Origin of the sequence: Pallidibacillus thermolactis (assembly GCF_025660415.1) — a bacterium.
GTDB classification, from domain to species: domain Bacteria; phylum Bacillota; class Bacilli; order Bacillales; family Caldibacillaceae; genus Pallidibacillus; species Pallidibacillus thermolactis.
In genome coordinates, this window is record NZ_JAOUSE010000064.1 from 1 (window position 1) to 14834 (window position 14834).

Consider the following 14834-nt stretch of genomic DNA (forward strand, 5'->3'; position numbering starts at 1 on the left):
TTGGTCCTTCTTCTGCTAATGGGGACTTTAGTCGAAGAAGGCAATACTATGATTTAGAACTTCCAAATAATTGGAAGTTCTAAATTTTTTTATTCAATATCAACATTAAACTTTAACAGAGCCTATTATTAAAATATTACTCAAATTAAATTTCACTATCTAATACTTTTCAAATAATCTCTTTACCTATTTATATTGAAACCTGCCAACGGCGTTTCAATTTCCTTTATACTTCACAATATAGACTGATCTTAACCTCTACTTGAGGGTTTTCCCCCTCCTCAATCCGTTATTGCGGCAATGATTTTTGTTCGCCATCATTGCTAGTATTGGAAAGTTAATATCAATTATTTCCTATCCATTCCTTTACAATATTCTCAATTGAACGACAAGCTGTTTGTAAAAATTGATATTTTCCTTTCAACCATTGTTGTAATTGTTGTTGTTCCTTTTCTCTTATTTCAATGGTTTTGGTCATCCTTTCCGGACTTGGCCCACCTTCAAGTGTACGGATTTGAACAAAATGTTGAGGATCTAGAGCTTTTTTTAAAGCTTCTTCTGTTAAATTTAATTTTCTTCCAATAATTCTTTCTGCATGTTTATTTAAAATATCTAACGTAAGGTTATTTATCGATTCTTTCTTTTGTATTACTAAATCTTGCACAGTTGAACTTACGATTTCATGGGCTTTTCGAAATGGTATATGATTTGTCCTGACTAATGTATCCGCAAGCTCCGTCACATTTGCAAAACTTTCCTTTGCGCGATTTAATAATTTTCGCTTATTCACTTCCATTGTTGTTAACACACTCGATAGAAGTCGATAAACGCCTTGTAAAGTTTCGATTGCCTTCCACATATATGGCTGCATATCATCTTCTGTATCAACAATATCTCCAAATGGTGTATTATGCATCATCGTTAATACTGTCTGAGAATTTCCTACTACACTGGATAAAAGTGATCGCATATGTTCAATGGATACAGGATTCCTCTTCTGTGGCATAATGGAACTGATTTGAACATATGGAGCAGCTAGTTTAAATGCATCAAATTCCTGTGTTCCCCATAGCAGAAAGTCTTGTATTGAACGTCCTAAATTAATTGCAGCAAGCTGGACAACAGTAGCTGTTTCTCCAATATAATCAGCACCGGCTACCGCATCCCATGAATTATCTATCAATTGTTCAAATCCTAATAATTGCTGCATTCGTTTTCGATTCACAGGAAATCCTGACGTTGTTAAAGCAGCTGCCCCCATACTACTTCGGTTTACATTATTATATGCGGCTTTCAGTCTATCAATATCTCTAGTTAGTAAATCTGTCATTGCATTTAAATAATGACCGATTGTAGTCGGCTGCGCTTGTTGTGTGTGAGTATAACCAATCATAATCGTATTAATATGTTCAGAAGATAAATTAATTAAACTTTCCCGTAGCTCGAGGGCTGATTCAATTAACTCTAATATTTTTTCACGTAAAGTCATTCTGTATATAGCAATGCCCATATCGTTTCTACTTCGGGCAATATGAAGATTGCCCGCAATATCTCCTGCTTCTTTAATTAAAAAATGTTCAATTTGAAAAAATAAATCTTCAAATCTTGAGTCGTAGTGTGCTTGTTCTACTTCTTCAACGTTTATTTTTCGAATAGCTCTTATTATTTTCGTGGCTTCTCCTTTTTTGACAATTCCTTCTTCCACAAGCATAATGATATGTGCTAAATGAATCTGTAACATAGGCTTTATAAAATGCCTTTTCGCTTGATTAAATGCAGGTTTTAAGACGATTTCTTTATAGGTCTGAGATGGAAACTCCGTACCTTCTCTTTCTATAATATGACTTCGATATGATTTCAATGGAAGCAGTCCTTTCCTTTTTTATTAAATACTCCTTACATCCCATCCTACATCATGTTATTTGACGCCATACTACCTTCTAATTTTTGCGTGATTAATAGTACGATAACAATTAGTAAAACTTGCAATACACCATAGGCACACGCCGTTCCGAATTGAAAAGCGTATAACTTTTGGAATATTGCAACAGACATAGGCATTGTTGATACATTATAAATTAATATTGAGGCGACAAATTCACCTAATCCTTGAACAAATGCTAATAAAGTCCCTGCTAGTACACCCGACATTGTAATTGGTAAAACAATTTTTCTAAATGAGTACCACCAATTTGCTCCTAAACTTCTTGCCGCTTCTTCTACTGATTTATCCATTTGCATTAAGCTGGCGAATGTCGAACGAAATACTAGTGGTAATTGGCGGACAAAATAAGCTAACGGCAATATCCAAAATGTACCGATTAATACTTGATTAAAACTAAAGACTGTCGGCTCACTGAAGGCTGCAATCAGATTAACCGCTACAACTGTTCCAGGTAATGCCCATGGAATCATAATCAAAGTATCCATTAGTGTTTTACCTTTAAAATTTAATCGAGCCATGGCATAAGCAGCAGCAACACCGAAGATGATATTACCAACTACTGCAACGGTACTCATTTTTATACTATTCCAAATTGGCCTCCATGTATCTCCGTCTGTAAACAGATCAATATAGTGTTGGAGTGTATAGGCTGTTGGAATAATTTGTACAGTCCATTCACCGTCCACTGAAAATGAAATTAATACAATTACGAGAATAGGTAAGAGTAAAATAATGGTGCCTATGATAGATAAAATCATAGATAAGTATTTCATAAAAGTTGATCGTACCTCAGTACGATGAACGCTAATCCCTTTACTTTGATTTTGATAATTTCTTCTATTTTGATACAAACGCATGATAATTAAAAATAATATGGAAACAATGGAGAGAATGGTTGACTGTGTTGCAGCCATTTCTAAATTTCCATTTGTTCGTGAAAGATAGATTTGCATTGTCATTGTTCTTTCAACGCCAAACATTAACGGTGCTGTATACGAAGCCATCGAGATCATAAAAACAAGTAATGATGAGGCGACCATAGCAGGCGTTAACATCGGCAAGATAATTTTTCTCCAAATTCGAAATCTACTCGCACCTAAACTCGTAGCGGCTTCTTCTATAGATGGATCGAGATCTTTAATTGCTGCTGAAGCTGTTAAATAAAAATATGTGTACATCGTAAATGTATGAACAACGATAACTCCCCATATTCCACTTAAAGCAAAAGGGACTTCGTCTGTATTTAGTAATGATTGGAAAAAACGAGGAAAAATGCCACTTTCACCGTATAAAAAGGTAAATGATAACGCACCAATTAACGGCGGTAAAGCCATCGGAACTAAGACGAGAACAGATAAAACTTTTCTGCCAGGAAACTCATATCTTTGTAAAAGAAAAGCCATTGTAACTCCAACTATTGCACAGGAAATCACACTAATTATGGAGATAAAAACACTATTAAACAACGCTTCTAGATTGGCCGTACTTTCAAGGCTAAAAAAGTTCCGATAACTTTCAGTTGATAATCCAGCTTCTCCCACAACACTCTGTAAAAAGGTTTTATATAATGGATAAATAACATAGGCAAAAAGTATTAAAAATAATGGAGAAACTAATATATATACGAAATATTTTGATTGCGTTAATCTTGTCCAAATACTCGGTTTCATCGTTGTTTTTGGCAAGTTCAATTTATCTCACCACTCTTTTCCTAAAAAATAAATTCCATTTTCAGGAATATGGACCGTAATTTTTTCCCCACGCTCTAATATATTGATTCCTTTATTAACAAACATAACATTGATTTTGTTTTTTCCGACTTTTACTAAATATTTAATCATTATGCCGGAAAATTCGACTAGCTGTACTTCCCCTGATATTGCATTTGATCCATCACCTTCCACCATCATCTCTGGTCGGATTGACAAATTGACAGTTTCTCCAATAGTAAATTGCACATTCGGGCCACAGTTATTTTTATTCCCCCGTAATTGCACACCTTCACCTAAATCTACAATAACTACATTTCCATTTATCTCTTTTATGACTCCTTGTAAAATATTTGATTCTCCGATAAAAGAAGCAACAAATGTATTGGCAGGGGCGTTATAAATTTCTTGAGGTGTACCAATTTGCTGAACTTTCCCTTTATTCATTACTACAATTCGGTCAGACATTGCCATTGCTTCATGCTGGTCATGGGTTACATATATAGTTGTAATTCCTAATTCTACTTGTAATCTTTTAATTTCAACTCTAGTTTCCTCGCGGAGCTTGGCATCTAAATTAGATAATGGTTCATCGAGGAGTAATATATCCGGTTCAATGACTAGTGCTCTAGCTAATGCAACACGCTGTTGCTGTCCTCCAGAAAGTTCCGTGATTTTACGAGAACCATAACCATCTAAGTGAACAAGTTTTTGTACGTTATTCACCTTTTCCTTAATAGCTGCATTCGATCGTTTACGTACTTGTAATCCAAAGGCGATATTTTCAAACACAGTCATATGAGGAAATAATGCATAGTTTTGGAAAACCATACCTATATTTCGATTATTAGGTTGTAATGTCGTAACATCTTGCTGGTCGAAATAAATTTTTCCCCGTGTAGGGAAGTAAAATCCTGCAATCATTCTAAGCGTTGTTGTTTTTCCACATCCACTTGGGCCTAAAAAGGTGAAAAATTCACCTGACTGGATATCAAGATTGATATCTTTAACACCTTTAGCATTTCCAAACATTTTGTAAACATGATCAAGTTTTACGCTTTTCAAACATTTCACCTCGCTTATGTAGGACAGGGTGTAGATTCACCCTGTTATATTCTAATTTTGACCTTTAATATTTTCGTCCCAATATTCCATCCATTTCATTTCGTTTTCAGACATTACCTTCCAATCTAACTTGAGTTCTTTCAATTCTAACTTTTGATACCATTCTGGCATTGTAGAAGGATCGATATCTGTACGAGATGGGATTTGGTATAAATCTTTTGATAGTTGTGTTATCGTTTCTTTATCAAACAAAAATTCATAAAACAACTTAGCGTTTTCTAGGTTTTTAGCGTTCTTCACAAGACCTACTGCATCAACTAATATTGGGGCACCACTTGTTGGATAAACATAATCAAACGGTTGGTTGTTGGAATACTTTTGAATCAAAATATCTTGCAAGTTCCATAAAGATACTGTGCCTTCTTGACGTGCTAATTTTAAATATAAATTCGTAGGATCTTGGGCATATTCTTTCGTATTTGCATCTAATTTTCTTAACCATTCAAACCCTTTTTCAGGATCATTAGGATCTTGACGATAAATCATCGCCGAGTAAATCGTTCTCATTGTGCCGGACGGTAGTACTCCACGAATAATGATTTCATCTTTCCATTTTGGATCCAACAATTCATCCCAATCTTGTGGAGCTTCTTCTTTTGATAAAACATCACTGTTGTACATGATTACTTCTGCCAATAACATTTCACCGTACCAACGACCTTCTGCATCTTTATATTCCTGTTTAATTGCCTCATCAAAACTAGGCTTATAAGGTTCTAATAAATCTTCCTCAGCCGCTTGCATAAAGGCAGACTGTGTTCCACCCCACCAAAAATCTGCTTGTGGATTTGTTTTTTCTGCTCGAACACGTTCTAAAATTTCTTGTGCTCCCATTGTTAGCACATCCACTTGAATATCAGGATACTTTTCATTAAACATATTCTTTACTTTATCAACAACGGTTTGATCCCGTGCTGTATAAATCACAAGATTTCCTGATGGAGACGAAGAATTGCTTTTGTTTTCATTCGAACTACTACAAGCGGTTACAAAAAGCATAAACAAAACAATTAAAATACTAAAAAGACTTTTTTTTCTCACATAAACCCCTCCCATTTTCTATTTTATAAATGCCGGTTGACGGATATGTTCGAATGCTAGATAAACTGTCCATACAAACCAGCTTAATTAACTAAAGCGTTATTTAACTATGCGTGGTACCCGGTATATGCCTCAAATCACGAGGAGGAATGAACCGAACCTTCAAACATATTCAACCTGTTGATATTTCGAAATGACCTGGATTACATCCCCTCATATTCATCCCACTTTTTGCTTCAGCACCAATCATCATAAAGCTAATTTCTGCTGCAGCTGAACGTTTCATATAAATTTCCCATTTAATCTAAGTCCACTACCTATCCCATTCCCTATAACACAATTGCTTACTTGCATCGACAATCCTCAATTCGGTTGAAAGTAATTGGTACATAACTATCATATTAGTTAATGAATCACTTTATTAATCTTGGAATATTTATAGAAAGCAATAGAGTTATTTCGTTATAGTAACTAACTAAAGGAATTTTATTCTTAATAAATTGATAAGTCAATATTTTTAGAATATTAACTTTATATCACCTTACTTCCAAAATTACTTTTCAAACTAAAAACAAGGCCCATTAACCAATGAGCCTTATTACATATATATTACTCTGCTCCGTAACTGATTAAATTCACAAATATTCTGTAAGCCCCTGGCACTTGGTTTTCCATTTGTCTATAAAATACTAAACTTGTATATAAATAGGTTCCTTCTCCATATTCAGCTAATAAAATACCACTTTCAAAATACTCTTCTCCAGGGTCTCCCATCTTTACCAAGGTTTCATAATTCTCATCCCAATCGCTTGGAAAATACAAACCTCTTTCTTGGACCCAATTCTCCCAATCCGCTTCAGTTATTTCGTTTGGAGTATGTAACAGATTATGGTCCGGTTTCATTACCTCGACTGGGGCAGTTTCATCTGTAACACGCCAGCGAATCGACGGGCTGCCAATTTTAATTGGATATGGTGCCTGTCCTTCAAATCTTTCACCTGTTTTATGATATTGAACAACGACATGCCCCCCATTTTTAACGTACTCTAATAATCTGTCGTTGTTTTCGACTAAGTCATCCCTAGATAAATATGCACGAATACCAGTGATAATCGTATCATATTGTGAGAGATCTCCTGTTGCTAAATCATCCTTTGTTAATTTAGTTACGTCAAAACCAGCATTGATTAAATAATCGGCCACTTTGTCGAAACCACTTTCAATATACCCAATTTTGAGTTGGTTAGGTTTAAATAATTCAAAAGCAACTCCGTTAATCTTAGCTGGGTATTGATAATATGAATCTTTAATATGTTTATAAGAAATTTCTTGAACATTAGTGTTATAAGTTTTTTCGTCTGCTGTTGCTTGTGCTTCAATTATAAAATTGCTTGATTTTATATCTTTCGGTGGAGTTAAGTTAAAGGTAGTCTCTTTTTCTTCAAATCGTTTTGTCAGAGAGATTTCGCTTTCAACAGGAGTACTTGACCAACCTTCTGGAAGTTTTAAGCTGACGTTCACTTTTTTAGCATCTTCATCATAATTCTTCACTTTTACAGTTACCGGTATGGTTTCTTGTACATCTACCGTGTTTACCACAACATTTTGCGGATCTAATGTTACACTCAATTCCGGTAAAACCGCAACTGTTTCCTCAAGGTCTAGTATCGATTCAGTTGTATAGCCATTTTCCTTAAACTTAATTTTACTTTTAATAACGGGTTCTCCATATGGATCAAAATATTTGGCGTTAGGAGGAACCTGTATATTAAACTTAATTGTTTCGGATTTATTTCGTTTTAATGTTGAAATTTTTTGTGTACCACTATTTTCCCACCCTTCTGGTAAGAGAAGAGAAGCTTCAACATGATGAATATCCCTATTTCCATTATTCGAAATGGTCATTTTGACAGTTGCCTTTTCTCCTTGGGTTAGTATATGCGTATTGATTGTTGTTTTCACATCAAGACTCGATGCAACAAAACTTGCATCTTTCAACTGTTGTTCTTTCATTTTTAATTTGTGAAGCAAATCCGTTTTTGTATCTTCTTCTAAATGGGCTTTTTCAACTTTACTTATTAAACGTTCCACATCTTTTAATGATTTTTGTAGACTTGGTAAGATCTCTTCACGATTTGGATAAAGTTCAATGATTTGATTTAAGTCTTTTTGTAATTTTTTTAATTGATTTTTTAAGTCATTTTGTGGTATAAGCTCTGCCCATTCCATAAAGTCATATGGGATGCCGGTAAATAATTCGGGATGATTGGACGAATCAACAGCTTTAACTAGTTCAATATGAACTTGTCGGGGCTCAGCAGGGATATCTTCTCCCATTCCTTGACTCTTGTGCATATATCGGGATTGTTCACCTAGTTGAGGATATGTCATTTTGTAAATCGGATCATAAATACCAATTTCAATGGAAGTAGATTTCTTAGGATTAGAACTGGAATCGGTTGGTAAATAGACCTTTTTAATTTGCCAAGGTGTTAACCCTTCTTGCAAATGTTCTGGGAAAATATTTGGATTTGCGGCATCTTCAAATGCTTGTAATGATAAAATGGATATTGCTCGATGGTGTCCATGTTGGCTATCTACATTCCGAAATGAGGGCATAACGATATCAGGTTTATACGTTCGTATAAAGCGGATAAATCGTTCATAAGTAAGCTCTTCACCCCACTTTTGAAGGGTTTCTTCAGGAGATTTGGAAAATCCAAAATCATAGATTGGATCTGATGTTGTTTCACTTAAATGATAAGCCTTCACACCTGTTATTTTTGCTGCTTCAATCATTTCATTGGAACGAATAATACCAAGAGCATCACCTAATTCTGTTCCAATTTCATTCTGTCCACCCTCTCCCCGATTCGCAATTAAACTCGCTGTTTTAACACCGAGACCCCTTGATAAATAAGCTAGGAAATCACTTCTTTCATCATCGGGATGGGCACCAGTATTTAAAAATGTTACAGTTGTACTAAGCGGTTTAAGGACATTCCACAGTTCAACGTCTGATTCTTCCTTTGTTTGTGAAAGAACTTGTTTTGTTGGAAGAAAAGATGCAATCAATAAAATCGATAATAGGATTTTCAACATTTTTTTCACTTTATAGCCCTCCTTCATTTTTTCTCCATTGTCGCTCACTACTATGACTAACCTACTAAAACAATACTATATTTTTTGAATGTTTTTAATATTATACACGGACTATTTTATACTAATTTTAAGGAGGTGCTTTAAGTCTTGTTACCTATATTTATTCTACTAATTTTACAATGAGAGAAAGATTTCGTGTAACGAATAGGTAAATACCGAAAATTGTCCCATAAAAAATAGAAGGGGTAATTGCTCAGCCCCTACTTTTTGGTCTATGATTTAAAAAGTTTTGATATGCAAATCCTTTTACTTCATCCTCTTTATAATATTTTAAAAGTTTTAGTATCAAGTTTTGTGTCATTGCTGCATTTTCAAGATTTTTGACCTTTGTTTCAATACCGTCAAAATCTGAACCAAGTCCAATTTTATTAACGCCACCTAATTCACAAAAATGTTCAATATGTTTTACTAAATCATCGATGGAAACTTTACCATTTTCTTTAATAAACGGTGGATTATATACAACATGAATCATCCCACCTCTTTCAAACATTGCCTTTGCTTGCTCATCAGTTAAATTTCTTTTATGGTTACATATGGCCTTCGCATTCGAATGACTTGCAATCGGGAAATCCGCCAACTCCATCACATCCCAAAATCCCCGTTCTGATAAATGTGAAACATCCGTGAATACTTCATATTCATTATTTAACTTCACAACTTCCTTACCGAAACTTGTCAGTCCCCCACCTCTCGGTTCACTTGCTCCGTCCGCAGCTAGGTTAGCATAGTTCCATGTTAGTCCAACAGACATGACACCAAGATTATAAAGCGTGCGAAGCTTAGTTAAATCATTTCCTATTGCATCAACACCTTCCAGAGTTAAAAAGGCACCGATTTCTCCATCCTCTATCGTATCAAAGTCAGACCATTTTCTAATATGCTTCATTTCGGGATTTTTTGCTAATACCTCTACATAAAAATAGTCCACTTGTTCCAAGGCAGCTTGGAACATTTGATCGGATTTAATATCCGGTTCTAAAAAGATCGCAAAGGCTTGCACCTTTACTTTCCCTTCTTGTAAACGAGTCAAATTTGTGTCCAGTTCTTTTGAATTACGATATGTTAACTTTCCTTTATGTTCGGCTAATTTCCATAACGCGTCGCAATGTAAGTCGATCACATGCATGCTTGTTCCACCTCTTTAGTAAGAAGACATCCGACTGTAAGCCTTTATTACAATATCGTATGCTTTCTAAAAATTTTAGTTAAATCTTATAAGAGATAAATAATAAAGTCAAAGGTTATAAAAATTCGATTAGCATCAAAATCTGTCTAAGTAACAACATGGAAATTTGAAATTCTATGGTTGATCTTATTCAAAGAAATAATCAGGCTCATCAACAATAAACTCTCTGTCTTTTACGATATGCTCAATTATCCTATTTATTTTTAGTAGGTCAACGTAAATACCAAACCACAAGCGATCATGTTTTAGATCAATTGGTTACGTCAATAATGTTTATATCGCATTTTTCATTAGGGGGTTATATATGGTTTCCATATATCGTTGGTTTCTTAGGTTTCCATATTTACTACGACTACTATTCATTGTAATAATTGTCATCCTTTTTTTCGGAACGATAATACACTATATCGAGCCAGATCAATTTCCAACTATTTTTGATGGCGTATGGTGGGCAATAATTACAACATCAACGATTGGCTATGGTGACTATGTTCCTGGAACAATAGAGGGAAGATTGGTGGCCATTATACTAATTTTTATTGGTGCAGGGATTGTAGCTGCTTATTTTGTAGCACTTTCTTCATCTACTGTAAAAAAACAGAGTGCCGTTGGAAAGGGGGAAATGAAAGTGAACTGGAAAGATCATTTTATCATTGTAGGTTGGAATGAACGGACAAAGGAAATGATTAAATGTTTTAAAGAAATCCATCCAAATCAATTGATCGTACTTATTGATTCCAATTTAAAAGAAAACCCCTTTACAAAGGAAAGTAATATTTTATTTGTAAAAGGAAATGCAGCTACTGATGAAGTATTATTAAAAGCAAATATAAAAGAAGCTTCCCTGATTTTAATAACATCTGATCCTACAAGAACAGAGTTAAATGCAGATATGAATACCATTTTATTTATTGTAGCCATTAAAGGAGTGGCACCTGACATTTTTTGTATTGCAGAAATCCTGACTTCTGAACAAATAATAAATGCGAAAAGAGCTGGAGCTGACGGTATTATCGAATCAAATAAATTAATTAGTTCAGTTATGCAACACGCAATGTATTCACCTGGTATCTCAAATGCCTTATTAGATTTAGTTGATTTACATAGTGGTGCACGCATTCAACTAGTAAAAGAGCATGCCTTTGCTGGTCAAACATTTGCATCAGTAAGTCAAGTTTTTTTAGAAGAGGAAAAAATATTACTCGGGATAAAACGGGAGGATCGAACAAAAATGCTCCCTCCTTTAGATACAATATTACAAAATAGTGATGAGCTATTGATCATTTCCCGCGATAATGATCAATGTGAGTAAAAATCCGTTCCATAAACATAATGTTGTTAATAACTTTTGAGGATCTCAATTTCTGACGCTTTGTCGTTTTCACTACTTAAAAAGACATTTCCTATGACTTTAAATGTTTGTATGATTTGTAGTTCACAAAAATAGCGAGTCAACATAGACTCGCTATTTCACAATATTATTGAAAATTACAATCTTTTCTCTAGCTCTGCTTTCTTATCTTCAAAACCAGGTTTGCCAAGTAGTGCAAACATATTTACTTTATACGCTTCTACTCCTGGTTGGTCAAATGGATTCACACCTAATAAGTATCCACTCATCGCACATGCTTTTTCAAAGAAATAAACTAAATAACCGAATGTATAAGCATCCATTTCTGGTATCGTAACAATCAAGTTTGGAACTTGTCCGTCTGTATGAGCTAAAACCGTTCCTTCGAATGCCTTCGTATTCACAAAATCAACGGTTTTTCCAGCTAAATAGTTTAATCCGTCTAAATCAACTTTCTCTTTTTCAATCGTGATATCATGACGAGGTTTGTCAACTTTAATTACGGTTTCAAAGATATCACGACGACCTTCTTGTACATACTGTCCTAAAGAATGAAGATCGGTTGAGAAGTTGGCAGAAGCTGGGAAAATCCCTTTCTGGTCTTTACCTTCACTTTCACCAAATAATTGTTTCCACCATTCAGCAAAATATTGCAGACCAGGCTCGTAGTTAATGAGCATTTCAATCGTTTTCCCTTTGTTGTAAAGAATGTTACGGATCGCTGCATATTGATATGCAAGGTTTTCCTCTAAATTAGGACTAGAGAAATCTTCACGAGCTTTTGCAGCACCTGCCATCATTTCTTCAATATTTACACCACTAACGGCAATTGGTAAAAGGCCAACAGCTGTTAAAACAGAATAACGACCACCGATATCATCAGGAACTACAAAAGTTTCATAATCTTCTTCCGTAGCTAACGTTTTTAATGCACCTTTTTGCTTATCGGTTGTCACAAAAATCCGTTGTTTTGCTTCTTCTTTTCCATATTTATCTAAAAGCAATTTACGGAAAATCCGAAACGCAAGAGCTGGTTCAGTCGTTGTTCCTGATTTAGAGATTACATTAATGGAAAAGTCTTTGTCCTCCAATAAATCAATCACATCAGAAATATATGTAGAACTGATATTATTACCAACAAAAATAACTTGTGGTGTAGTGCGTTTTTCTTTCGGTAAGGAATTGTAAAAACTATGGTTCAACATTTCAATTGCAGCACGAGCGCCGAGGTATGAACCACCAATACCGATAACAAGTAGCACATCCGAATTGTTTTTGATTGTATCAGCCGCTTTTAAAATGCGAGCAAATTCTTCTTTGTCGTAGTTCACAGGTAAGTCAATCCAACCAAGAAAATCATGACCTGCTCCCGTACCTTCGTGTAAAGCATTGTGTGAGACATTGACTTGACTTTGTAGTTGTTGTATTTCATGTTTTCCAAAAAATGCCAAAGCCTTTGAATAATCAAATTGGATATGAGTCATTTTAAACCTCCAATAACTTTTTTATATTGTTAACTTTATCTCAATAAAGTAAGATTGGCAAGGGATGGATGGTAAACAATCAGTGAATTTTTTTTTAAGATTTAACGAACGAATAAGTTTTCATGTTTATAACGATGCACGATAAATCGCTTCAACATCTTCGGCGGTTAACTTTTTAAATACACCTGGGCCACCTTCTCGCATCGCTCGATCAACTAACATGTCCATTTTCTGATCGTCAATACCATAATCTGCAAGTCGACTTGGTGCACCTATGGAATTCCAAAATTCTCGAAGTTTATGAATTCCCTCAAGCCCTACTTCTTCATCAGTTTTACCTGTTGCATCCACACCAAATACACGAATTGCTAATTGTTTAAATCGTTCTGGCTTAACTGACAAATTATGTTTCATCCAATTCGGGAATAAGATCGCCAGTCCACCACCGTGTGGAATGTCATAAATCGCAGATACAGAATGCTCGATATCATGAGTCCCCCAATCTCCTTCAAACCCCATGGATACCATTCCATTTAATGCCATTGTTCCACAATAAAGAATTGTTTCCCGGTATTCATAATTTTCCAGGTCCTCTATTAATTTTGGAGCAGTTTCAATCACTGTTTGTAAAATGGATTCACACCACCGGTCCTGTAAAGGTGTATTTTCATCAAGATGAAAATAATGTTCAAATACATGGGCCATGATGTCCACTATGCCGTATACCGTTTGGTCTTTCGGCACTGTAAATGTATTGACAGGATCGAGGATTGAAAATTTTGGATAAACATGCTCTGAACCCCAACCATATTTTTCATTTGTTTCCCAATTTGTTATAACAGAACCCGCATTCATTTCAGAACCTGTAGCAGCTAATGTTAATATAGTTCCAAGAGGTAAAGCATCACTTGGGAAAGCTTTTTTCGTTACAAAATCCCATGGATCTCCATCATATTTGGCACCGGCAGCAATTGCCTTTGTACAATCTATAACAGAACCTCCACCGACAGCTAATAAAAATTCAATGCCTTCTGATTTGCAAAGATCGACTCCTTTACGTACGGTTGAAATTCTTGGATTTGGCTCAACACCTGGCAACTCAAAAATTTCTGAGCCGATTTCTTTTAAAATTTTCACCACTTGATCATAAAGGCCATTACGCTTAATGCTGCCTCCACCATATACAAGTAATACCTTTTTTCCATATTTCGGTACTTCATAACGCAACTTTTCGACTTGACCTTTTCCAAATATTAATTTAGTCGGATTATAAAATTCAAAATTTCTCATGCATGGACCTCCTCTATATGCATCTATTATACCCCTCTTAAGATTTTAAAACATATAACTTAAATGACAAATTTTTTAATCGGGTGCATAGAATTGTTTAATTATCCTCATTCTATAACTAGATAAATTCTTTTTCAAAAAGGAGGATACACACATGAGTGGATTACAACGAATTGCATTAGCATTAACCATTATCGGTGCAATCAATTGGGGACTAATTGGATTATTTGGATTTGATTTAGTTGCAGCTATTTTTGGTGGTTATGATTCAATGTTATCAAGAATTATTTATAGTCTAGTCGGTATCGCTGGTTTAATTAACCTTGGTTTACTATTCAAACCGAATGTTGAATTATCCAGAACTGAACCTAGAACAAATCGTTAATAAAAATAAGCCTACCTATTATATAGGTAGGCTCAGACTGTCGACAAACCCCAACTCAAATGCTTCATTTGAGTTGGGATTTGTCTTTTTTTGCTCATCATTTTCTAAGATTCTTATCTTATTTAGGCTGGACATGGTCTTTTCCATGTCCAG

General features: G+C 34.9%; 10 protein-coding genes. 2 read left to right on the plus strand and 8 right to left on the minus strand.

Annotated elements, in window-relative coordinates:
• Window positions 1-343 precede the first annotated feature (343 nt).
• The 6 genes from argH to OEV82_RS14445 all read right to left on the minus strand — a co-directional run bounded on the left by argH (window position 344) and on the right by OEV82_RS14445 (window position 10111).
• Window positions 344-1861 carry an argininosuccinate lyase gene (argH, locus tag OEV82_RS14420; protein WP_263062255.1) on the minus strand — a complete coding sequence of 506 codons (1518 nt, stop codon included), beginning with the start codon at window positions 1859-1861 and terminating at the stop codon, window positions 344-346.
• A 47-nt stretch (window positions 1862-1908) separates the two neighbouring features.
• Window positions 1909-3615 carry an ABC transporter permease gene (locus OEV82_RS14425; protein ID WP_263062259.1) on the minus strand — a complete coding sequence of 569 codons (1707 nt, stop codon included), beginning with the start codon at window positions 3613-3615 and terminating at the stop codon, window positions 1909-1911.
• A 27-nt stretch (window positions 3616-3642) separates the two neighbouring features.
• Window positions 3643-4719, minus strand: coding sequence for an ABC transporter ATP-binding protein (locus tag OEV82_RS14430; RefSeq protein WP_263062256.1), 1077 nt, complete (start codon window positions 4717-4719; stop codon window positions 3643-3645).
• Between the two features lie 51 nt (window positions 4720-4770).
• On the minus strand, window positions 4771-5778 hold the full coding sequence (locus OEV82_RS14435; RefSeq protein WP_263062260.1) for an extracellular solute-binding protein: 1008 nt from the start codon (window positions 5776-5778) through the stop codon (window positions 4771-4773).
• A 651-nt stretch (window positions 5779-6429) separates the two neighbouring features.
• Window positions 6430-8922, minus strand: coding sequence for an NEW3 domain-containing protein (locus OEV82_RS14440; RefSeq protein ID WP_317634322.1), 2493 nt, complete (start codon window positions 8920-8922; stop codon window positions 6430-6432).
• Between the two features lie 253 nt (window positions 8923-9175).
• The gene (locus tag OEV82_RS14445) at window positions 9176-10111 is read right to left on the minus strand and encodes a dipeptidase (protein WP_173662371.1); all 936 of its coding nucleotides are present in this window, start codon (window positions 10109-10111) and stop codon (window positions 9176-9178) included.
• Between the two features lie 364 nt (window positions 10112-10475).
• Here OEV82_RS14445 and OEV82_RS14450 point away from each other — a divergent pair, with 364 nt between their 5' ends.
• On the plus strand, window positions 10476-11483 hold the full coding sequence (locus OEV82_RS14450; protein ID WP_173662626.1) for a potassium channel family protein: 1008 nt from the start codon (window positions 10476-10478) through the stop codon (window positions 11481-11483).
• Window positions 11484-11659: 176 nt separating this feature from the next.
• Here the strand turns inward: OEV82_RS14450 and OEV82_RS14455 are convergent, their stop codons facing one another.
• Window positions 11660-13006 (minus strand): glucose-6-phosphate isomerase, encoded by a 1347-nt coding sequence (locus tag OEV82_RS14455; RefSeq protein WP_173662627.1) that lies wholly within the window; start codon window positions 13004-13006, stop codon window positions 11660-11662.
• 126 nt (window positions 13007-13132) lie between these two features.
• Window positions 13133-14296, minus strand: a complete 1164-nt coding sequence (locus OEV82_RS14460) for an iron-containing alcohol dehydrogenase (protein WP_263062258.1) — start codon at window positions 14294-14296, stop codon at window positions 13133-13135.
• Window positions 14297-14450: 154 nt separating this feature from the next.
• Here OEV82_RS14460 and OEV82_RS14465 point away from each other — a divergent pair, with 154 nt between their 5' ends.
• Window positions 14451-14681 carry a DUF378 domain-containing protein gene (locus tag OEV82_RS14465; protein WP_173662629.1) on the plus strand — a complete coding sequence of 77 codons (231 nt, stop codon included), beginning with the start codon at window positions 14451-14453 and terminating at the stop codon, window positions 14679-14681.
• The last annotated feature ends 153 nt before the right edge of the window (window positions 14682-14834 follow it).

Bases quoted from the DNA above. Each gene is read 5' to 3' on its own strand.
- OEV82_RS14425 (WP_263062259.1), bottom strand. From the start codon at position 3,615: ATGAAACCGAGTATTTGGACAAGATTAACGCAATCAAAATATTTCGTA.
- OEV82_RS14435 (WP_263062260.1), bottom strand. From the start codon at position 5,778: ATGCTTTTTGTAACCGCTTGTAGTAGTTCGAATGAAAACAAAAGCAAT.
- OEV82_RS14440 (WP_317634322.1), bottom strand. From the start codon at position 8,922: ATGTTGAAAATCCTATTATCGATTTTATTGATTGCATCTTTTCTTCCA.
- OEV82_RS14445 (WP_173662371.1), bottom strand. From the start codon at position 10,111: ATGCATGTGATCGACTTACATTGCGACGCGTTATGGAAATTAGCCGAA.
- OEV82_RS14450 (WP_173662626.1), top strand. From the start codon at position 10,476: ATGGTTTCCATATATCGTTGGTTTCTTAGGTTTCCATATTTACTACGA.
- OEV82_RS14455 (WP_173662627.1), bottom strand. From the start codon at position 13,006: ATGACTCATATCCAATTTGATTATTCAAAGGCTTTGGCATTTTTTGGA.
- OEV82_RS14460 (WP_263062258.1), bottom strand. From the start codon at position 14,296: ATGAGAAATTTTGAATTTTATAATCCGACTAAATTAATATTTGGAAAA.
- OEV82_RS14465 (WP_173662629.1), top strand. From the start codon at position 14,451: ATGAGTGGATTACAACGAATTGCATTAGCATTAACCATTATCGGTGCA.